The 23,058-nt window shown below is 41.0% G+C and carries 16 protein-coding genes; 14 read left to right on the top strand and 2 right to left on the bottom strand.

Annotation, left to right across the window (positions count from 1 at the left end; translation table 11 throughout):
- Positions 1-80: 80 nt before the first annotated feature.
- The 6 genes from FL972_RS15185 (at position 81) to trhA (ending at position 7,845) form a co-directional block, all read left to right on the top strand.
- Positions 81-1,106, top strand: coding sequence for a LacI family DNA-binding transcriptional regulator (locus FL972_RS15185; protein ID WP_144606591.1), 1,026 nt, complete (start codon positions 81-83; stop codon positions 1,104-1,106).
- 171 nt (positions 1,107-1,277) lie between these two features.
- Positions 1,278-4,724 (top strand): ThuA domain-containing protein, encoded by a 3,447-nt coding sequence (locus FL972_RS15190; RefSeq protein ID WP_144606593.1) that lies wholly within the window; start codon positions 1,278-1,280, stop codon positions 4,722-4,724.
- Positions 4,725-5,045: 321 nt separating this feature from the next.
- Positions 5,046-5,627 carry a GNAT family N-acetyltransferase gene (locus tag FL972_RS15195; protein WP_144606595.1) on the top strand — a complete coding sequence of 194 codons (582 nt, stop codon included), beginning with the start codon at positions 5,046-5,048 and terminating at the stop codon, positions 5,625-5,627.
- A gap of 34 nt (positions 5,628-5,661) precedes the next feature.
- Positions 5,662-6,321: a hypothetical protein gene (locus tag FL972_RS15200; RefSeq protein ID WP_144606597.1), complete on the top strand. Its 660-nt coding sequence runs from the start codon at positions 5,662-5,664 to the stop codon at positions 6,319-6,321.
- Positions 6,322-6,393: 72 nt separating this feature from the next.
- Entirely contained in the window at positions 6,394-6,990 is a 597-nt protein-coding gene (locus tag FL972_RS15205) for a DUF2911 domain-containing protein (protein WP_144606599.1), read from the top strand.
- A 246-nt stretch (positions 6,991-7,236) separates the two neighbouring features.
- Positions 7,237-7,845: a PAQR family membrane homeostasis protein TrhA gene (gene trhA, locus FL972_RS15210; protein WP_186300128.1), complete on the top strand. Its 609-nt coding sequence runs from the start codon at positions 7,237-7,239 to the stop codon at positions 7,843-7,845.
- A gap of 8 nt (positions 7,846-7,853) precedes the next feature.
- Here trhA and FL972_RS15215 read toward each other — a convergent pair whose 3' ends face one another.
- Both FL972_RS15215 and FL972_RS15220 read right to left on the bottom strand, forming a co-directional pair.
- The gene (locus FL972_RS15215) at positions 7,854-8,894 is read right to left on the bottom strand and encodes a proline iminopeptidase-family hydrolase (RefSeq protein ID WP_144606603.1); all 1,041 of its coding nucleotides are present in this window, start codon (positions 8,892-8,894) and stop codon (positions 7,854-7,856) included.
- A 31-nt stretch (positions 8,895-8,925) separates the two neighbouring features.
- Positions 8,926-11,604 carry a c-type cytochrome gene (locus FL972_RS15220; protein WP_144606605.1) on the bottom strand — a complete coding sequence of 893 codons (2,679 nt, stop codon included), beginning with the start codon at positions 11,602-11,604 and terminating at the stop codon, positions 8,926-8,928.
- 237 nt (positions 11,605-11,841) lie between these two features.
- On the opposite strand from FL972_RS15220, the gene FL972_RS15225 reads away from it, so the two are divergent.
- The 8 genes from FL972_RS15225 (at position 11,842) to FL972_RS15260 (ending at position 22,967) form a co-directional block, all read left to right on the top strand.
- Positions 11,842-14,985 carry a PVC-type heme-binding CxxCH protein gene (locus FL972_RS15225; RefSeq protein ID WP_144606607.1) on the top strand — a complete coding sequence of 1,048 codons (3,144 nt, stop codon included), beginning with the start codon at positions 11,842-11,844 and terminating at the stop codon, positions 14,983-14,985.
- A 9-nt stretch (positions 14,986-14,994) separates the two neighbouring features.
- The gene (locus FL972_RS15230) at positions 14,995-15,720 is read left to right on the top strand and encodes an SDR family NAD(P)-dependent oxidoreductase (protein ID WP_144606609.1); all 726 of its coding nucleotides are present in this window, start codon (positions 14,995-14,997) and stop codon (positions 15,718-15,720) included.
- 193 nt (positions 15,721-15,913) lie between these two features.
- Positions 15,914-17,053, top strand: a complete 1,140-nt coding sequence (locus FL972_RS15235) for a DUF4856 domain-containing protein (RefSeq protein WP_144606611.1) — start codon at positions 15,914-15,916, stop codon at positions 17,051-17,053.
- Positions 17,043-18,176, top strand: coding sequence for an imelysin family protein (locus tag FL972_RS15240; RefSeq protein WP_144606612.1), 1,134 nt, complete (start codon positions 17,043-17,045; stop codon positions 18,174-18,176). The genes FL972_RS15235 and FL972_RS15240 overlap by 11 nt, the downstream gene beginning before the upstream one ends.
- The gene (locus FL972_RS15245; RefSeq protein WP_250161370.1) at positions 18,177-19,514 is read left to right on the top strand and encodes an HTTM domain-containing protein; all 1,338 of its coding nucleotides are present in this window, start codon (positions 18,177-18,179) and stop codon (positions 19,512-19,514) included. It begins immediately after the preceding gene.
- Positions 19,511-21,937: a TonB-dependent receptor gene (locus FL972_RS15250; RefSeq protein ID WP_144606614.1), complete on the top strand. Its 2,427-nt coding sequence runs from the start codon at positions 19,511-19,513 to the stop codon at positions 21,935-21,937. Before FL972_RS15245 ends, FL972_RS15250 begins: the two co-directional genes overlap by 4 nt.
- Positions 21,938-22,101: 164 nt before the next feature.
- Positions 22,102-22,431 (top strand): HopJ type III effector protein, encoded by a 330-nt coding sequence (locus FL972_RS15255; RefSeq protein WP_144606615.1) that lies wholly within the window; start codon positions 22,102-22,104, stop codon positions 22,429-22,431.
- A 152-nt stretch (positions 22,432-22,583) separates the two neighbouring features.
- Positions 22,584-22,967: a hypothetical protein gene (locus FL972_RS15260; protein ID WP_144606617.1), complete on the top strand. Its 384-nt coding sequence runs from the start codon at positions 22,584-22,586 to the stop codon at positions 22,965-22,967.
- Positions 22,968-23,058 lie beyond the last annotated feature (91 nt).

Raw genomic sequence — 23,058 nt, forward strand, 5'->3', positions numbered from 1 at the left:
CATATCGGATCCGACACACACCAGGACGATTATAATTTATTCGAGATTCCATGTGACTTCTGAGAAACGATTTTAAACACATGAAAAAAGGGCATCAGGTTACCATGAAGGAAATTGCGAAGAAACTGGGGGTATCCGTTTCCACCATTTCTCGTGCATTGAAAGATTCTCCTGAGTTACATCCAGAAACCAAGCGGAAGATTGTGGAGATGGCAAAGGAGATGAACTATCAACCCAATCTCTTGGCGCAGAGTCTTAGAATCAGCCGAACCAAAACCCTTGGAGTGATTGTGCCTGAAATTACCTCCCACTTCTTTGCATCCTGTATTAGTGGCATTCAGGATCACGCCAATAAAAGAGGGTATAATGTAATGATATGTCAATCCAATGAATCCATTGATCAGGAAATTGCCAATATCAGAACCTTAGTTGCCTCTCAGGTAGATGCACTTTTGATCTCTTTGAGTAGAGAAACCAATCACTACGAACATCTCTACGAGCTCTATAGCCGAGAAATCCCTTTTGTCCTTTTTGATCGTGTTCAGGAGGACATCCCTGTGTCCAAAGTGACTTTCAATGATGCAGGCGGCGCGTATCAGGTGACTCATCACCTTTTGGAAATGGGATGTAGAAATATTGTATTCGTTTCCGGACCTGAAGACCTATATATTTCTAAAAAGAGAAAAGAAGGCTATCTAAAAGCCCTTAATGAGTACGGAATTAAGGAAAACTCTGACTTTATTAAAGTCACCGATTTGACTCTAGAGGGAAATATAGAAGTAGCCAAAGAAATTGCAGCGATGAAATCTCGTCCTGATGCAGTTTTTTGTATGATAGATCCGGTTGCGGTAGATGTCTTAACCTACTGGAAATCTATTGGACTTAAAGTTCCAGAGGAAATCGCCCTTGCAGGATTTACAAACAACCCTACATCGGCGGTAGTAGAACCGCCTTTGACTACAGTATCTCAACCCGGCTATGAAATGGGAAAATTGGCAGTAAGCCATCTTTTAGATCAATTGGATGGCCTAGCTTCAGACGATCCTATTTCCATTGTTTTGGAAACCACCTTGGTACCAAGGAAGTCATCCAATAGACAAGCTTAAGTCTTATAAAAGACTTTCTTACTAATCTGATAAACCAATGCTTATCAGATTTTAATTTTTTATTGTCTCAATTTGAAAAAATAGAGCTATTCATCTTCGAAAATCACCGAAATTCAATTACTTAGCAGGCGGAATTTTAGAATTCCCTATTTTGCTTAAAATTATACAGTAATGAATTTCTCAAAAACCCTTAAAAACCTATTTCTCCTTTTTTTGGTAGTATTGCTGGCATTTTCTGCCTGTAAAAACAAAAGAGAAGGAAACCCTAAAGTCCTTATTTTCAGTAAAACAGCTGGATTTGTTCATGAATCTATCCCGGATGGAATAGCAGCAATTCAGAAGTTGGGAGCTGAAAATGGCTTTGATGTGGATCAAACCCAGAATGCAGAAGACATCAATGAGGAAAACTTGGCCAAATATGCTGCGGTAATCTGGCTTAGCACTACTGGAGATGTATTGGATCACTATCAGGAAGCTGATTTCGAAAGATATATTCAATCAGGCGGTGGCTATGTGGGAATTCACGCAGCTGCTGACACGGAATACGAGTGGGGCTGGTACGGGAAATTGGTTGGCGGCTATTTCGCAGATCACCCGGGTATCAATGACCCTCATCCAAATGTTCAGAAGGGAATCGTAACACGAACTGCTGAAAAACACCCTTCCGTCAATTTTCTTCCTGAATCATGGGAAAGAACAGACGAGTGGTACAGCTATAAAAAGGTAAACCCCGATACCAAAAAACTTTTAATGCTGGACGAGTCTTCTTACCAAGGAGGACTGGATATGGGAGAGCACCCAATCGCATGGTATCATGACTTTGATGGAGGAAGAGCATTTTATACCGGTGGTGGCCATACCAAGGAGTCCTATCAGGAAGAAGACTTTCTCAAACATTTATTGGCGGGGATTCAATATGCAATCGGCGAAAATCTGGAATTGGATTATACCGCAGCCACAAGTAAGAGGGCTCCAGAGGAAAATCGCTTTACCAAGACTTACCTTTCCATGGGTGAGTTTACCGAGCCTACTGAAATGACCATTTTACCCAACCTGGATATTTTGGTGGCTCAAAGAAGAGGTGAAATTCTTTATTTTAATAATGAAACCGAGAAGCTAGAAGAAGTAGCCAAACTGAATGTTTATTGGAAATCTGAAGTACCCGGAGTAAATGCTGAAGAGGGATTGATGGGAATCCAGAAAGACCCCAACTATGCTTCCAATAACTTTGTCTTTGTTTACTATTCTCCAGCAGGTGATGCGGAGATAAACAGACTTTCCCGATTTGTCTTCAAAGACGGTGTTTGGGATATGAGTTCAGAAAAAGTAATCTTAGACGTCGCTTCAGATAGAAATATTTGTTGTCATACTGGTGGTTCCATCGCATTTGATAAGGATGGAAACCTTTATTTATCGACTGGTGACAACTCTACCCCGTTCAATCAAAATGATTCCCAATATGTCTTGAGTGGCTTTGCTCCTTTGGACGGAAGAGAGGGAAGAAAGCAATGGGATGCCAGAAGAAGTTCAGGAAACTCCAACGACCTAAGAGGAAAAATCCTTAGAATCAAAGTCCAAGATGACGGTTCTTACACTATCCCTGCAGGCAATCTTTATCCCGAAGGCACTGCTAATACCAGACCTGAAATATATGTTCAAGGAAATAGAAACCCATACAGAATTGCCGTAGACCAAAAAACAGGTTTTCTATACTGGGGTGAAGTAGGTCCCGATGCCAGCAATGATTCATTAGACAGCAAGGGCCCGAGAGGCTATGACGAAGTCAATCAAGCAAGAACAGCCGGTAATTTTGGATGGCCTTATGCTATTGGAAATAACTACACCTATTTTGAGTATGATTACGCCGCTGGAAAATCCGGATTGAAGTTCGATCCTGCAAAGCCAGTAAATAATTCACCTCATAATACAGGTCTCAAAGAATTACCTGCCACCCAAGCGGCATTCATTTGGTATCCATATGCAGCATCACCTGACTTTCCACAAGTAGGAACAGGAGGTAGAAATGCAATGGCAGGACCAGTTTATTATTCCGATTTATATCAAAGTGAAGGTAAAATGCCGGATTATTTCGACGGCAAACTCTTCATTTATGATTGGATTAGAGGTTGGGTTAAAGTAGTTACTATGGAAGAAAACGGTGACTTCTCTAAAATGGAGCCTTTCATGCCAAATACCAAATTCAACTCCTTGATAGATATGGAAATGGGGCCTGATGGCAAAATTTATATTTTGGAATATGGAAATGGCTGGTTTACCAAAAATCCTGATGCCGGACTTTCAAGAATAGATTTTAACGGAGGAAATAGACCTCCTGTGGTTGAATCTGTAACAGCAGATAAATCCTCCGGGTTGGCACCATTGTCAGTTACCTTTACTGCCCAAGCCTCAGATCCTGAAAAAGACCCAATCACCTATGTTTGGGACTTGGGAAATGGAAAAACAGAAAAAACCACAGAACCAACGATTACCACCACTTTTGATTCGGTAGGTGAATATGAAGTAACAGTCATGGCTTCTGATCCGGCAGGGATGGAAGGAAAAGGACCGAAAGCAAATGTATATGTGGGAAATGTAGCTCCTGAAGTGAGTATAAAGGTAGAGGGTAATCAATCCTTCTATTTTCCTGGTAGAAAAGTAAACTACCAAATCACGGTAACTGACCAAAACCACCCTGAAGCTTCCAATGATTTGAGCAATTTGTATGTAGCTGCTGATTACATCGAAGGGTTGGATCAAGCAGAGGCAGACATGGGCCACAAAGTAATGAGCGAAGCTATGACTGGAAAAGCACTGGTACAGTCGCTTACTTGTAAAACCTGCCACAAAGAAAACGAGGCTTCCGTGGGTCCTGCCTATACAGAAGTAGCCAAAAAGTATAGAAATAGAGATGCTGCCTATTTGATGGATAAAATCAAAAATGGTGGCGGAGGAGTCTGGGGCGAAACAGTAATGCCAGCAAATCCAGATTTGAAAGAATCAGATTTGAAGGCTTTGGTGACCTATGTACTTTCTTTAAAAGGTGAACAAAAACCTAGCTTAGCTTCTAAAGGCAGTTTAGATCCAACATTGGGCAAAACCCCTTCACCAAAAGGAGCCTTAATAATCAATGCATCCTACACCGACGCAGGTGGAGAAAACATCAAACCCTTGTCAGGCAGTAGCTCGATAGTTTTGACTGCCAATACCATTGATTTAGGAAGATCAGGGGATATGGAAGGATATACTTCAATGTCCTTCGATGGCAATAACTTGATGATGGTGCCAGGTCAAAAAGGTCATTTTTCTTTACCTGCTACTGACATGACAGGGGTTGGGTCTGTTACCTTGACTACCGCTTCTGTAGAGCCCTTGAAAACGGGAGTAGATTTCGAAATCAGGTTGGATAGTCCAACTGGTGAAGTATTGGCGAAAGGCACATTTGTTCAGAGAAACCAACAAAAAGCGCCTGGAATGCCAGTAATCTATGATCAGGTAACTATTCCTGTCACGGGCCAGATAGATGGAAAGAAGCATAAACTTTACATTGTAAGTGAGCCTCAAGGAGGAGCTGAAATTGGAACATTTATTTTGGCAAATATTACATTCAATGCCAAGTAAATTATTAAACCCCTAATTTGGAAAGGTCAGGCTACTGTTGGTCTGACCTTCCTTATTTTTCTTGCCTAATTTTTAGCTGAACTTAAAAGAGTTTGACCTTCCAGTGCTAAGTTTTTTTTCAAATAATTTTAAATTTCATCTGTTTATAAATTGTTTTTCATTGGTCAGATGGAATCTTCGCATTGGTTCCCCGATACATCGAGGCGTCTCTCTGTGTGTCACTTTGGGTCGTGCTCGATTTCATGACAGTAACAGATTGAAAACCTGACTTTTATCAGGTCAAACCTGTTACTTTCCACTTGCTTTCATTCTATTTCAATCATGGACTACTACTTCAGAACAGCTCATAACATTGAGGATTTCAAGGGGATAATAGCTTTACAGCAAGCCAATCTTTTGCAAAATCTAAGTCCTGAAACTATTCAAAAAGAAGGCTTCGTTCGGGTTTGTCACAGTTTGGAGGATTTAAAAAAGTTGAATGAGTATGAAAAACAACTCATCGCCATCCAAGACAAGGAAGTAGTAGCTTATATTTTAGCCATGCCGCATGCTTCAAAAAACTCGATTCCGATGTTGCTACCCATGTTTGAGCAGTTTGACCAAATAGATTGGAAAGGCCAGAAAGTATCAAGCTATAGCTACTTAGCGATCGGGCAGGTTTGCGTCGCCAAAGAATTCAGATCACAAGGGCTCTTTGCAAATGCATATGCTGCTTACAGAGAATTATTCAGCAAGGAGTATGACTTTGCCATTACCGAAATCTCAAAGAAAAACCTACGTTCCTTAAAGGCACACAAAAAGATTGGCTTTAAAACCATCCATACTTTTCAGGACGAATACGAGGAATGGGAAATTGTTCTTTGGGACTGGAAAACAGCTTATATTCAAGATTTAGCTCTTTAATTTCCTATATTCAAATTCACAAAATTTTCTAATTATGTCAACCATCCCCAATGAATGGTTTCATACTTTTTCCTCTACTGATCAATTAATTGCAGATGGAAAAAATATCACCGAACAATTTGTTGCAGATATTCATCAAATCAATCCAAATCAGAAATTTGATGTAAAAGTAATTATCAACACCACCCCTGCATTAGTATTCTTTGACCCTTCCACCAAAACAGTCAACCTTCCTTTTTGGGATCAATTACAAAAAGAAGCCATCGGTTTTTTTGATCAAATGGGCGGATCTAAAGAGGCAGGGAAAACCCTATTTGGACTATTTTTCAATGGTTTCTACCTCCCTCATGAACTGGGACACGGAGTTCAGTTTTTCGTGAAAGGAGACGAAAAAGGATCCTACATAAATGAATTGTTTGCCAATCAAATAGGAATGCAATGGTGGAGAAAACATGGGCAAGAGGCTAACCTGAAATCTTGTTATGATTTTGCGCAGCACATCATGGGTATCTTACCAAACCCGGTACCTAAAGGGATGACGGTAGAAGAATATTTCAATAAAAACTATGACCAAGTGTCTTCCAACCCATTTATTTATGGATTTCTACAGTTTGGTCAGTTTATAAAAGTATATGAAGACAAATCCTTAGGTGATTTTGACGCTTTGATTAAGTCTTATATGGGCATCAAATAAAGAACAGCCCTCTTCAAACAAGCTTCCTTATTTTTTGTTAGCTTTCCAAACAAAACCCAAAACCAAACAGATATGAAAAATTCAAAATCTCTTTTTTTAGCGTTTGCCCTACTAGTGGCAACCTCTTTTTCAGCCTTTGCTCAGTTGCAAAGTCCGGCATTAAGCCCTGCAGCTTCAGTTTCGCAGGTTGTAGGATTCACTAAAATCAGCATTGATTACTCCTCTCCTGCCGTGAAAGGAAGAAAAATCTTTGGAGAATTAGAAAAGTATGGGGTAACGTGGAGAGCAGGCGCTAATGCTCAAACCGTGATTGAATTCAGTACAGCGGTAAGTGTGGGCGGCAAAACACTTAGAGCAGGTAAATACTCTATTTTCATGACTCCAACTGAGTCAGGCGACTGGACAGTGCATCTAAACAGTAAGGCAGCTTCCGTTTTTGCCTACATGAAAGACGGTAAAATAGATGAAGAGGCTGTTGCAAAAGATGATGCTGTTGCATTCAAAGCCTCCACCACGAGAGGTGGAAATACCGAAAGATTGCAATATCATATTTCCGCAGGAGATAATAAGGTAGCAACCGTGACAATGGCTTGGGAAGGCGTTATGGTTTCTTTCCCTGTTGATACCATGGTGGATCAAAAAATGGAACAGTTTAAAAGCCAGTTCTAAATAAAAAAGTATTACTTCTTATTGAGGCTGTCTCAAAGGTGAAACTTGTCAATTGAGCGAAGTCGAAATGTGCTTAAAACAATAGAAATAGCCTTCGACTCCCTGCCTGAAGTCAGGCAGGCGCTCAGGCTGACATTAGACCGATATATGAGACAGCCTCATTTTTTTATTCCCCGAACTATTTTGGCCTGATTTTTCTTCGATTTAAGTATGGCAAGCAAAAAATCAAAACGTCCCCAAACCAAAATGGAAGAAATTGCAAATGCAATTTCTCACGGGATTGGTATTCTTCTAGCCTTAATCGGAATTCCTTTTTTGTTATGGAAAGCCTTTGAAAGCAACGATTCCTGGACTTTTGCTTCAGCTATTGCTTTCAGTTTGGGAATGTTGATGGTCTATGCCAGCTCTACCCTTTATCATGCTATATCTAACCCAAAATGGAAAGCACTCCTTCAAAAGAGCGATCATATTTCCATCTATTTCCTGATCGCAGGAACTTACACACCCATGGTTTTGGCTGTGCTGCCCAAGGAAGAAGCGCTGCCTTTTTTAGGATTGATCTGGAGTTTTGTTCTTGTCGGAACTCTCTTCAAAATCTTCTTCACCGGCCGTTTCAAATTTGTATCAGTTGGCTTATACCTCTTGATGGGCTGGATCTCAGTGTTTATTTATGATTCCATCATCCAAAACTTAAGTCCCGAAAATATTTTCTGGCTGGCCGCAGGAGGTTTGAGTTACACCTTAGGGGTGATTTTTTACATCATGAGCAATAGACGCTATTTTCACACGGTTTGGCACGTATTCGTACTTCTAGGCACTCTGTCCCACTTTATTGTAGTGTATCAAGTTTTGTGATTGAAAGATTAAAAACTTCCAGAATCCACATCCTCTATAAATTGAATCAATCCCGGAAAAAAGTGTGAGGGATCGTCATATTGAACCAAATGACTTCCTTCCGGACAATGAAGATATCTTCCATTTTGAACTTCCGAAGCCATCCATTTCATATGTTCAGGATCCATGGTATCATATTGAGCCCCTACTACTAAGGTCGGAACTTCGATAGATTTAAGCTGATCCTTGACGTCCCAGCCTTTTAATGTTGCTCCGGGAGTAATTCCGAATTCACTAAATCCCTGCATGTACACATAAACACCGGGATTCATATGCTTCATAGCTCTGTTGAAAGCCTCCGGCCATTTATCCAAAGGCCTCCTCAGAACATGCTCAGGATAGTAATGTTCCATCAATAATTCCCCATATCTAGGATTGTCAAAATCTTGATTATTATCCATTTCCATCACCTCTTCATACACCTCCTGTGGCATTTGAGGGCCTAACACTTCCTTCGCATACTTTTCGTAATCTTCCAAACTTGCCATCATATTGGAAATAATCAGCCCCTTCAGCTTATCCTGATGGCGAAATGCATATTCCATGGCCAACATTCCTCCCCAAGATTGACCGTAGAGGTAAAAATTATCCGGCCCCAAATTCAAGGCTTTCCTGACCTGCTCTACTTCATCTACAAAGCGCTCAATTGTCCACAAGCTGGAATCTTCCGGCTGGTCTGAATAGTAAGACCCTAATTGATCATAATAAATATACTCTATTCCTTCTTGAGGCAAATAACCATCAAAGGAAGAGTAAATTTCATGTGTCCAGCCTGGACCTCCATGTAGCAGCAATACTTTTTTGGTGGGGTTATTTCCCACTCGTTTGGTCCAAACCTTGAATTCACCTAGAGGTGTTTGTATAGGGATCATCTTTATCCCTCCCTCCCATTGATCATCCCGATTGGAAAAATCCAGGTAGGAATTGCTTTCAGTTAGTTCCGATTGATCAGAACCACTTTGGCAGGCAATCAGGCCTAATAACAGTATAATTGAAAAAAGTTTTTTCATAATTCTGATCAAGTAAAGTTCTTTGGTCAATCTATCTTTCAGCAGTGGTCTTATTTTGAAACACCGGATGATTTTCATTTCCTCCGGAAATCAGGTAGGCCATTAAATCCTTTAACTCCTCCTCATTCAATCTGTTTATCAAACCCGGGAGCATAATTGAAATATCAGAGTTTTTGGTGAAAGCCACCGTGCTTTTCGGAATCTTTCTCAACTGGTCCGGAGCAAATGGATTTTGAGAAACATAATAATTGGCTCCATCTTCATCTGTCAATCTTCCGACTATAGATCCACCTTCTTTCAATTCAAAAACCGTAGCATGATATTGCTCAGAAATAGTCTGACTTGGGTTGATGGTAGCTTCCAAAATATCCTTTTTAGAAAACCTGGAGCCCAATTGGGTCAAATCCGGACCAATCACCCCTCCTTCGCCCTGCATGCTGTGACAAGATTGACAAAGGGTTGCAGCATACATGGCCTTACCTCTCACAAAATCTCTAGCTTGAAGGCTATCTACCAAAGGCAAAGCTTCCTCCACAGTCCATCTTCTTCCCGGACCTTCAGGCTGAATCCCATCTCCAGCCAAATCATTCCCACTGCTTGTCAGCAATTTTCCTCCTGAAAGCTCATCAAACCTATCAAAGTCCTCTTTTGCAACCTTAGCCAAAGCCATCTTTCTAGCCCGATCCAAAAACCCAACATAGCTTCTTCCCCCTTTGTAATTGGTTAAAGCATTTCTAATCCAAGAGAAGTACTCTTTCCTGCTATCTTCGGTCCAGCCAGAATTAGCCCCTCCCAAAACAGTTGCAAAATAGGTTTGCTGCGCAGGAGGTACATTGGCCAGCATATTAGCTATATCCAAACCATATTGAGGATTCCGGAAAATCAATTCCGAGGAAGAAGTGACAGTTTTCTGATATTCCTCATCGTCCTCAGCACTTTTTAATAAAGCAAGAGTCTTCTCCACTGCATCAGGAGCATCCAAATGAGTCAATAAAACAGCAAGTGATCGGTTCAACAGATTATCCTTTGCTGGAAAATTAGGATTGAGATAAGCCACCAAGTCTGCCTTGAATGGTGTAGCCACCTGATCATAACGATATAAAATGACTTCAAAAGTTCTCAATAAGTCTCCTTTTGCCTTCTCTGATAGGCTTGAATAGTCAATCTCCATTAATGATCGAACCATAGGCACCGCATCTGTATCCTTTCCATGTCTAGCCAAAGCCAAAATGGCCTGAGTCTTTTTCACAGGATCTGATTCATTCAATGCGTTGGATTTCCATAGCTCAATAGGTTGATGCTCCAAAACTAACCTGGCAGCATATTGAACAAAGCGGTCAGCGTGAGCCAGATTTGCCCATGCCAATTCCAATCCTTCTGAGCTTGCATTTTTCGAATGGTATTGTTCCAGCTCTCTTCTAGTCTTTGCAGCCTCAGGCAAGTCAGCTACTTCCATTGGTTCTGCAGCATCAGATTCGCCTTTGTAATAAACTCTATATAAATCCGACTCCAACCTTCTGCCTCCTGTGGCAAAATACATAGCCCCATCCGGCCCAATGGTACCATCTGTCAAGGGTAAAGGGGAGCCCGAAATAAACTCTTCTGCAGTAGCTTCATAGCTTGCTCCAGAAGGGGTCAAATGAATAGCATAAATAATCCCAAAACTCCAGTCGAAAGCGAATAGGGCCTTTTTGTATTGAGCCGGAAATTTGGCCTCTGTTCCAAACATCACATTGGTCGGGGAACCTTGTCCAATATTCAATACGGCAGGTAAGTTATCCGGAAATTCAGGAGACCACTTCGAGTTTCCTGTTCGCCAGCCAAACTCAGCTCCACTGGTGACATGCAGAATTCGGGTAGGTCTGTACCAAGGCATCCCAAAGTCCCATTCCATGTCTGAGTCATAGGTAAAAAGATCCCCTACTTCATTGTATGCTATGTCAAATTCATTTCTGAAACCGGCTGCAATCAATTCCCAATTTTTTCCTTCCGGATCAATTTTAGCAATCCATCCTCCTGGTGCCTCTCGGTTATTGGCATGTCCCCGAGGATCTTTGATCAATGGAAAAAGGTTATCCTCCCTCCAAACACGAGGAAGCCTGTAGTGATCCATTTCAGGAACATCCACATGATTTCCTGCTGCCAAAACTATGGATTGACCATCTGGAGAAAGCTTCATGGAATGGGGCCCATGTTCTCCCGGTTCACCCTCCAAAAGTCGGATCGTAGACACTGTTTCATATTGATCATCCCCATCCAAATCCTGAATTCTGTACAATCCAGTACTCTTTGCAAAAGTCTCATTCGAATGATGATTGACCATGACATAGAGTGAATTAAAGGAATAAAGTAGCCCTTGTGCATACCCCATCCCCACCTGAGGCTCTGCAATATCTCCGATGATCAATTTTTCAACTTTTGGTTTGACGGAAGTATCCGAACCGATCGGAGGCAGCTCCAACCGATATAAAAACCCATACTGATCCGAAGCAATCATTCTGCCCTTATCATCAAATGTCATCGCTACCCAGGAACCCTGATCCATTTCTCCGGGACTATACAGTAATTCGGCAACAAATCCTTCAGGAAGTTTCAGTTTGTCAATTTTTGGGATTCCGGTCAATTGCCGGCTTGATTCTTCTTTTTTGACACATGAAAAGCTGATCCCGGCAAGAAGAATTATGAAAAATATATTCTGAAAGGTTTTCATAGGTTGATTGGGCTAGTACAAGCCTGAATTTAGTTTTTTTATCTTTTAAATTCTTGCAAATCAATCTACCGTTTACATAAAATTTCAACTTACTTTATCCTTATTTCAGGAGTATTTTCAGAATAATTCGACTGTTTTGACAGAAAGGAGATATTTTAGAGATATCAATTCAGAAAGAGTAGATTTTTCAAAAGCCTAAAAAAATCTGGATGCTTTCAGCCTAAACAACCTCAACCCATGAAGCAATTTTCAATCATCTGTTTATTACTGCTCACCGCTTTTTTTTCTTCATGTAAGGAGAAAATGACCCTCCAGCTACATAAGAACGCCCATATAGCGCTCGTAGGAAACAATTTGGGTTCCAGGATGATGGAATATGGATGGTTTGAAACAGAAATGCATGTTCGTTATCCGGATAGCACGCTATTTATCAGAAATTTATGCGATCCCGGGGATACTCCCGGCTTCAGACCAAGATCCGGGACCAATGACCCCTGGGCATTCCCCGGTGCAGAGGTGTTTCAGGATGAATTTGCTACCAAATCCAACAGTGAAGGGTTTCTAGAAAAACCCGATCAATGGTTAACAAGACTTCAGGCTGATGTTGTGGTAGGATTCTTTGGATTCAATGAATCCTTCCAAGGACTGGAAAAACTCCCCATTTTCAAGGAAGAATTAGAAGCCTGGATTACTCATTCCAAAGCTCAACAGTACAATGGAAAGGCTTCGCCTCAACTGGCCCTCGTCTCTCCCATAGCCATCGAAGATCTCAGCGATCATTTAGATGTCCCAGACGGAAAATCCCAAAATAAACTAATCGAAGCCTATGTCCAAGGCATGAAAGAAGTGGCCAAAAAACATGAAATCGTGTTTGTTGACGCTTTTTCCGCCAGTAAAAAATGGTATAACTCTGAAAAGGAGGATTTAACGATAGACGGATCACAGCTCAATGAGGATGGCTACAAGCTTTTTTCTACTTTTTTGGCAGATGAACTTTTCGGAAAAGAAAAAAGAAAGGCTGAACAACATCTCGCTGAAATTCATATAGCAGTAATGGAGAAAAATTGGTTATGGCACAATGACTATAAAATACCTAATGGGGTTCACGTATTCGGACGTCGTTATGACCCTTTTGGCCCGGATAATTATCCCTATGAACTGGAGAAAATCAGGCAAATGACTGCTAATCGCGACTCCGCAATTTGGGATGCCAACCTGGGGAAAAACTATGATCTGGCAGCAGCAGATGCAAGAACCCGCTCTCTTCCCGAGGTGGAAACCAATTACAATCCTCAGGCCAATGGGAGTTTGGAGTATAAATATGGTGAAGAGGCGCTAAAAGGTTTACAAGTCGCTGAAGGGTATAAAATCGAATTATTTGCTTCAGAAGAGGATTTCCCGGACTTAGCCAACCCTGTCCAAATTTCATTTGACAATAAAGGCAGACTTTGGGTAGCTACAATGCCAAGTTACCCCCACTACAAACCTGGCGATCCCAAGCCAAAGGATAAGCTGATCATCTTGGAGGACACAGACGGAGATGGAAAAGCGGATAAACAAACCGTCTTCGCCGAAGATCTACATTTACCGGTAGGTTTTGAGCTGGCTGCGGAAGGGGTCTATGTGTCCCAGCTTCCAAATTTAGTTTTATTGCAAGACACTAATGGAGATGATCAAGCTGATAAAAAGACCATTCTACTTTCAGGCTTTGATGATCATGATACCCATCATGCGATTTCAGCCTACACTACTGATGAATCAGGAGCTATTTACATGGCTGAGGGCGTATTTTTGCATACCAATGTTGAAACTTCTTATGGACCTGTAAGAGCAACCAATGGAGGTTTTTATCGCTACGAACCCAAAAGACATAAACTTGAAAGAGTGAACCAGGTTCCCATTCCCAATCCTTGGGGGATAGCCTTTGATGATTGGGGACAAAATTTTTATCTAGAAACTTCGGGTCCCAACCTCAACTGGATGCTTCCCGGGTCCACGCTTCCCCGCTATGGCAATAATAACTTCAAGGGACCAAATCTGATTGAGCAGGAGCAAATGGTCAGACCTACCTCAGGATTGGAATTTGTTTCCAGCAGGCATTTTCCGGATGAGGTTCAGGGAGATATTTTATTAAATAATACCATAGGATTTTTGGGAACCAAGCAGCATCAAATTGTAGAGGATTCGGTGGGTTTCCATGCCGAATACCGACAGGATCTGGTCAGTTCCACAGATAGAAATTTCAGGCCAGTCGATCTGGAATTTGCTCCGGATGGATCACTTTACATTGTGGATTGGCATAATATCCTGATTGGACATATGCAGCACAATGCCCGTGACCCACTCAGAGACCATGTACATGGTAGAATTTATCGGGTTACCTACCCTTCCAGACCCTTGGTTACTCCCGCAAAAATAGACGGAGCAGAAATTCCTGAACTTTTGGAAAATTTAAAATTGCCTGAATACAGAACCCGCTACAGAACCCGTAGAGAGTTGAGAGGAAGGGATCCAAAGAAAGTCAGTGAGGCTGTTGTTGACTGGGTTAAAAACTTGGATAAAAATGACCCAAATTTTGAGCATCATAGATTGGAAGCGCTGTGGGTAACTTGGGGAATAAATCAGGTGAATCAATCCTTATTAAGTGATTTATTAAAGTCTGAAGACCATAAGGTAAGAGCTGCTGCCACCAGGGTGCTTCGGTATACCGGGCATCAGGTGGAAAATCAAGCTGATTTCTTGATGCAGGCTGTGAAAGACCCACATGGTAGGGTAAGAATGGAAGCAGTAGCTGCAGCTTCCTGGTTACCGAGGGAGAAAGGCTTACCGATTTTAGCTGAGGCAGAAAATCAACCCAAGGATAATACCTGGATTCCGAGAACTTTGGAAACAGCCGTGGCACATATCAATGGACTCTCTGTTGCTCAAAAGAAAGAAGAAGACATCAAGTCCTCTCTGACAGGTTCAGATCGGGAATTATTTGTCTTGGGAAAGGAAATCTATGCTAGAGAGGGATTTTGTGCTACTTGTCATCAATTGGATGGCAATGGTTTGACTGCCTCGCAGTTTCCTCCACTCAAGGGAACTCCATGGGTAACCGGAAGTGAGGAGCGTCTAATCAAAATCGTTTTGAAAGGGATTATGGGCCCTATTGAGGTAGCGGGAAGACAATATCCTGGTCAGGTTCCTATGACACCTTATGAGGGAATGTTGGATGATACAGAGGTTGCTGCGGTATTAACTTATGTGAGAAATTCTTTCGGAAATCAAGCTTCTCCTATTTCCCCTGAGTTGGTAAAGAAAGTAAGGCAGGAGGTTCTGGATAAGAAAGGGTTCTGGAATGCAGAAGAATTACTGCGAATGCATCCCATGGAGAAATAAAGAAATGTTATGGCTAAGATATTTATAACAGGATCCTCCGATGGCTTGGGTAAACTAGCCGCTGAAAAATTGATTCAATCAGGGCATACTGTCTTTCTTCATGCCAGAAATACCGAGAAGAAAGAAGTTCTTGCCGGACAAATTACGGAGGCAGCTGATATTCTGGTTGGTGATTTATCAAAGATGGAGGAAGTAAAAAGTCTTGCTGATCAAGTCAACGCATATGGAAAAATGGATGCAATCATTCATAACGCCGGAGTTTACTCTGCCGATTCGCCAACACTTTTTCAGGTAAATGTTTTAGCTCCTTATACACTTACCGCACTCGTTAAACTCCCAAAAAGGCTCATATATCTCAGTTCAGGAATGCATCTAGGTGGCAGACCAATTTACAGAAAAGAGGATTTACCTTCCATCAATTACTCTGACACTAAGCTAATGGTGAGCACTTTGGCTGCTGCTTTGGCAAAGCGCTATCCAAATACACTTTCTAATTCTGTTGATCCCGGCTGGGTTCCAACCAAAATGGGCGGTAAAAATGCTACTGACGACCTTCAAAAAGGAATGGAGACCCAGGTTTGGTTGGCAGAGAGTCAGGAAAAAGAAGCAATGACTTCGGGGCATTATTTTTTTCATAAACGAATAAAACCTTGTCATGAGGCTGTAAACGATCCCATTTACCAAGAGCGATTGTTAGGCCTTTGTGAAAGCGTTACGGGAATAAAATTTAAATAGACCAGAAACACTTTTAATTGCCGGTAATTTATTAGAGCTCAAATAGTTTTGAGTGACTCAACCCTCTTGTGTTTTTACCTATCTTATTCTTATTTAAAATTAATCTAATTAACCTTTGATTTTTTATTTCGAGCCCCTACTTTTGTCGGGTAATTAAAATCAGTCTAAATAAAAGGTAGCATCACCAACTAGTATGAAATTCAAAAAACTACTATTTGTTTCCCTTCTGGCTCCATTTTTCGCTTGTGAAAGCACCAATGAAGAGCCAAGTATCCTTATCCCTAATACATACAGCTTTGAGCGCAACGGCTCTTCTACAGTAAGCTATCAAGGTCAAACTGATCGTTTGAACATGACTACTGAAATCAAGAACTACATCTCTTCTGCTAATGATGGTTCTGAAATCTCGCTTACGAAGCTGTTGAACATGTATTCAAATACCAACAGCCCTTTTGAAAGCAGCGAATTGAATGCTTCCAGCAAAAAACTAGAAGATAAAACCAATCCTGCGGAGGTTAATTTCATCAAATCTGTCTTAAGTGAAGCTGCATCTACAAGTGCCAAAATGGCTCAAAATAGAACTACAGCTTCAGACGGAGTAGCAGGTTTGATTGAAAGAGGCAATTCCGGAAATTTCATCTTGGTGAATGAAAAAGGATGGGAATTCAAGGAGATGTTTGAAAAAGGCGTGATGGGCTCGATATTCTATGACCAAATCATGAATGTCTACCTTTCTGAATCTAAAATTGGCAACAATGTGGAGAATACCCTTTTAGTAGAAGGTAAAAACTACACAGCAATGGAGCATCACTGGGATGAAGCGTTTGGATACTGGGGTGTACCAAGAGATTTCCCATCAGGGGATCCCGTATTGCAGGATAGCGAAAACATCTTCTGGGCCAAGTATACCAATGGCAGAGACGCAGCTCTGAATGTAAATGAGCCATTAATGAAAGCCTACATCACCGGACGTGCTGCAATTGTCGCAAAAGACTATGCTTTGAGAGACACCCAAAAGCAAAGAATCATCGAACTGCATGAATTAGTAACTGCCGCAACTACAGTTCACTATATCAACAGAACCATGAACTCCCTGAGTACTGGCGATATCGGCAATATGCTTCACTTACTTTCTGAAACATATGGTTTTGTGAAAGCTATCCAATATAGCCCAATGAAGAAATTGACTAACCAGGAAATCAATGACATCCTTACAAAAGATTTCGGTGAAGGAGGCAACTTCTGGAAAGTAACTATGGAAGGTCTAAATAGAGCAAAAGAAAGATTAAGCAATGCTTATCCTGAACTAAACCCAATCAAAGATGTCCTTTAAAATCAATATTAAAGAACTTTCTATGTTAACAGCAGGCCTTTTGGTCATGCTGTTTTCTTGCGTTGACTCAACTGAAGAAACCAAAGTTCAGATTGACAGAAAGCCTCTTCTGGAAAACTTGGCGGACCAGGTAATTATACCAGGTTATACCCAGTTGAATACTGAGGTGACTGCGATGAATTCTAGCATTACGACATTTTTGAATGAACCTAGCCCGTCTACCTTAAGCAATGCTAGATCTGCATTTATAAAAGCCTATGTAGCCTGGCAGAAAGTTGAATTCTTTGATTTTGGACCAGCATTTGACCAGACCCTTCGTGCACAGGTCAACACTTTTCCAACAGATAATTTTGCAATAGACAATGCTATCGCTACAGGCAATATCCAATTGCAATCTCTAAGCAACAACAACAAGAAGGGATTCCCCGCGATTGATTATTTGCTTTATGGAGAAAACAAATCAGACGCGGACATCATTGCTGATTTCACAACCAATGCAAATGCCTCCACCCGAAAAGAGTATCTGAGAGCAAGCATTGAGGATATGCAAACCTTAGTATCTAGAGTTTCTGTGGCTTGGAATTCAGGAGAAGGAAATTACCGTTCTACTTTTGTGGAGCGTACAGGAACTGATGTGGGTTCTTCTTTGGGTCAATTAATCAATTCACTCTCCCAGTCTTTGGAGGTATTTACCAGAGATGCTAAGGTGGGAATTCCTTTGGGAAAAAGATCTCAAGGCATTTTAATTCCCAAAAATGCAGAAGCTTATTACAGTGGAAACAGCATGCTTTTGGCAAGATCCAATGTGCAGGGATACCTAGATGTTTTCAAAGGATCCAGAACTACAGAAGGAACTAACCCTCAAAGTCTTTTGGCATATCTCAATCAACTGAATGCTCAGTATAATGGAGGAAGCTTGTCAAGCGCTTTGGAGCAACAGTTCCAAAACAGCTTGAGCAAATTGAATCAAATTTCTGATCCTTACAGCAGATCCATTGAAGCTCAGGCTAGCATAGCTAATGAGGCATATTTGGAACTTCAAAAAACAGTTGTGCTAGTCAAAGTTGATTTGGCTTCTGCCTTAGGCATTCTCATTTCCTATCAAGATAACGACGGAGATTAAGTGCTCAATAGATTCCTGGCATTTCTAAACAAACCTTACAGCATTGCACCCTTAAGTAATTTAAGGGTGCTTTTTGGCTTTTTAATGCTATGGAGTACCCTTCGATTTGTTTTTTATGGATGGATAGAAACCCAATATAATGAGCCGATTTTCCATTTTTCCTATTTTGGTTTCGAATGGGTGAGCTATCCGGGCCCTACTTGGATGTATGTACTTTTTGGACTGATGATTCTATCCAGCATAGGCATCATGCTCGGTTTATTTTACAGAATCTCCGCTGTGATTTTCTTTCTGTCCTTCACTTATGTAGAGCTGATAGACTTGACCAATTACCTAAACCACTATTATTTTGTCAGCTTACTGGCTTTTGTGATGATTTTTTTGCCTGCTCATAAAAGTTTCTCCATCGACTCTCTGAGAAATAAAAACAATTTGGCCACGCATGTTCCCTATGGATTCATATTCAGTGTCAAACTTCTCTTGGCGATTGTTTATTTCTATGCAGGTGTAGCCAAGCTCAATCATGAATGGCTTATAGAAGCGCTTCCATTGAAAATATGGTTAGCTCCTCATACTTCCCTCCCATTGATTGGGCCTTTCTTAGATGAACTCTGGGTAGCATACCTTTTCAGTTGGTTTGGTGCCATTTATGATTTAAGCATCCCCTTCTTTTTATTCTCCAAGAAATACAGAAGCTTGGCATTTTTGGCTGTTGTTGTCTTTCATATTACCACCTGGATTCTTTTCCCGATCGGCATGTTTCCTTTCATTATGATAGGCTTGACTACTGTATTTTTTAGTGCTGATACGCATGAAAAAATTCAAGCTTTCTTCAAGAAAGAAAAAGTTGTTATACAGGAGCAAATACTATATAAACCTCAGAATTTGAGTCTATTGACAGGTTTATTTTTTCTGTTTTTCAGCTTTCAGATTCTTTTCCCTTTCAGATATTTACTCTATCCCGGAAATCTTTTTTGGACTGAGCAAGGTTATAGATTTTCCTGGAGGGTGATGTTGATGGAAAAGGCTGGCTATGCCATCTTCCATGTGACAGATCCTGACACAGGCAGAAGCTGGGAACTCTACCCAAAGGACTATTTAAGTCCCATGCAAGAAAAACAGATGTCGACCCAACCGGATATGATTCTTCAGTTTGCGCACTTTCTGGAGGATAGCCTGAAAAAGCAAGGAATATCCAAGCCTGAAATTAGAGCTGAGGTGTATGTCTCTCTAAATGGAAGAGGCAGTCAGCTGTTTTTGGATCCTAATCAGGACCTAACCCAGATTAAAGATAGTTTCGCTCCCAAAAACTGGATTTTACCCCTTTCTAATCGATGAAAAAAGTCTTCCTAAGTTTAGTTCTTATCCTATGCTGTCACCTTGCCATAAGCCAGGTAATCATCAGAGGATCGGTAAAAAGTGGCAAAGAAGGGATGCCCGGAGCCTTGGTTTATCTCAAAGAGACCAACTATCAAGCGATTACAAATGCTAGGGGAAATTATGAAATGGTTGGGGTTCCGACAGGAAATTATATGATGGTAGTCTTTTTCACGGGCTTTGGTACCATTCAGGAAGAAATAGAAGTAAGAGCCGATCAACCAATTTTGAAAAAAGACTTTCAACTGGAAGAACTGAGCCAGGAACTGGAAAATGTAACTATCCAAGATGAACGCGTGAATACCTTTGGAGTCAGAAGACTTAATGCTATTGAAGGAGGTAATATTTTCGAAGGAAAGAAAAATGAGGTAATAGAACTGAAGGATCTGGCTCTCAACCTCGCAACTAACAACAGCCGGCAGACTTATAACAAAGTACCGGGACTGAATATCTACGAAAACGATGGGGCGGGATTACAATTGGGCATTGGAGCAAGAGGCTTGGATCCAAATAGAACTTCCCATTTCAATGTAAGACAAAACGGCTATGATATCAGCGCCGATGCCTTGGGCTATCCTGAAAGCTATTACACACCTTCATTGGAAGGCGTAGAACGCATAGAAGTGGTAAGAGGAGCAGCCTCCTTGCAGTATGGAACTCAGTTTGGCGGCTTGCTGAATTTCCAGATGAAAAAAGGAAATCCGGAGAAAAACGCGGAAGTCACTCTCCGAAATACTGTGGGTTCATTTGGTTTTTTCAATACCTTTTCCAGTTTTGGAGGACAAGTTGGAAAGCTCAATCATTATACTTTTTTCCAGTATAAAAGAGGAAATGGTTGGAGGCCCAATAGCGGATTTGATTCCAAAGTGGCTTATACCTCATTGACTTTTGAGGCCAATGAAAATTTAAGTATAACGGGTCAATATACATTCATGAACTATCTGGCTCAGCAGCCTGGGGGCTTGACTGATGCCCTTTTTGAAGAAAATGCACGACAGTCTATTCGAGAAAGAAACTGGTTTCAGGTCAACTGGAACCTCTTTTCCCTTCTTGTAGATTACAAGCTTTCATCAAAACTTCGATTCAACTGGAGAAATTTCGGATTGATCGGAGGAAGAGATGCCTTGGGAAATTTGGGAAGAATTGATCGGGTAGATACGGATGATGAGAGAAACTTATTTGTGGATAATTTTAAGAATTTCGGTTCTGAAGCTAGACTGATCTACAACTACCAAATTGGAAAGCAAGAACAGGCATTGCTGATCGGAGCAAGGTATTATCAGGGACTAACTCTTAGAAAACAGGGTTTGGGACCGGCAGGAAAAGAGGCTAATTTCAGATTTTTGAATCCCGGCGATCTGGAAGACTCTGACTATGAATTTCCGGGAAGAAATGTGGCGCTATTTGCAGAAAATGTATTCAACCTAAGTCCTAATTTCAGCATTACCCCTGGGCTGAGATATGAGATGATACGAACCCAGGCCGAAGGTTATTATACCCAAACTACCAAGGTGCTGGATCCCCAAACAGGCTTTGCGGTAGACTCCACTTTTCAGGTAAATGAATCCAGAATCAGAGACCGATCCTTTTTATTTGGCGGAATCGGACTCAGCTACAAAGGCATACCCAATCAGGAGATTTATGCGAATTTCTCCCAAAATTACAGGTCCATTAATTTCAATGATATCCGGGTAAACAATCCCAATTTGGTGGTGGATGAAAATATTCAAGACGAAAGCGGGTACAACTTTGATTTAGGTATTCGTGGGAATAAAGCCGATCTATTCAATTATGATGTCAGCTTATTTTATCTCCGGTACAATGACAGAATCGGTGCGGTATTGAAGACTGATCCAGAGAATTTCAGGATTTTCAGATTTCGAACCAATGTAGCAGATGCCTACAGCGCAGGAATGGAGGCATTTGGAGAAGTTAATTTGATCAAGGCTTTGGGCTATGATAAAAAGTATAAGATTTCTGTATTTTCTAATATTTCCCTGATTCAGGCAAGGTATCTCAACTCCGGTGAGTCAGGAGTCGAAGGCAATCAATTGGAGTTGGTTCCTCCGGTTATGATCAAACCTGGCCTTTCATTTAGCAGGGAGAAATTCAGAATGAGTTTTCAATACAATTATGTTCAGCAACATTTCACTGACGCCACCAATGCTGTGCGAACTCCTTCTGCAGTGGAAGGCATCATCCCTTCATATCAGGTGATGGATTTAACTTTTCAATACCAAATCAAACGTCTGAAAATCGAAACCTCAGTGAATAACCTAAGTGATGAACGATATTTTACGAGGAGAGCAGCAGGTTATCCTGGTCCGGGCATTATCCCAGCCGATGGAAGATCCTTTTTTGTGGGTCTAGAATATGTTTTTTAAAATTCTGATTATCGGCAATCATACCAGTTGCTGGATTTTCTTAGGCTAATTGGTTGGAAGACAGAAGACCGAATGACCTCGCCTGAAAACCTGTTTCCACCAATCAATTTTTGATTTCCTGATGATCAGAAAAACTGCAACTTGCGAAAAAATCAATCCTATATATGCTAGACCAACTGAAAAGTGCTCCAGATAAAATCCAGTTTTCCGAGGTTATTGAGTTTATCGAAAAGCACTATACTTTTACCCCCACCCGTTTTACCAATGGAAATGAAGTCAACGAAGCGGGGCAGAATAATGGAAGCTGTAAAATCCTTTCTTTTGCAAAAATGCAAGGATTATCCAAGGAAGAAACCCTTCAGCTTTTTGGAGATTATTACAGAAAAGACGTTTTGTTGAACCCCAATGGAAAAGACCATCAAAACATCAGAAACTTTATGAATTCCGGTTGGGAAGGCGTGCAGTTTGATGGGGAGGTATTGGAGGAGAAGTAGTTTGCAGTAGGCAGTGGGCGTTGAGCAGTTTGCAGTAGGAAGTTGTAAATGCCTAAAAAACGTTGACCGATTTACCTAACTGGTTAATAAAAAGCTAAAAAAGCTTTTCTTGAAATTATGATTAGTCTTAAACCTTTTTAATCAAAAAAAATATGAATCCAACTACTCTTCTTTTCATTGGAATTACCTCCCTAATAAACCTTTGGACAGTTGAACCAAAAACTAACGAGTTGAAAGCTTGGCAGGTACTAGAGAATAGAACCGAATACAATGGAATATATTACTCGTATTCGATTAAAAACACCGGAACCACCCCTATTTCATCCATAGATTATCAAGTATTTTTCAAAGTCGAAGGTAAAACGGTCAGTTTTGAAAAAGCGCCTACCGAAATCCAGCCTGGAGAAACTATAGTCTATCATTCTTCCAAAACATTCTATCCTAAAAATAAAAGCCAAATCAGCTATTCCTTAGAAGTGAAATCAACAAACTCCAGATTGGAGAATCATAGCCTTCATGGAGAATCTATGTTTTAATTCCTCCTGTTGATATCGGCTGAAGACTAGAAATCCACTGAGTGGTCTTTGCGAAATCTGGAAGAAATAAGTACCTTCTTTACTTCCTTTC

This window comes from Algoriphagus algorifonticola (genome assembly GCF_007655305.1).
Taxonomy (GTDB): domain Bacteria; phylum Bacteroidota; class Bacteroidia; order Cytophagales; family Cyclobacteriaceae; genus Algoriphagus; species Algoriphagus algorifonticola.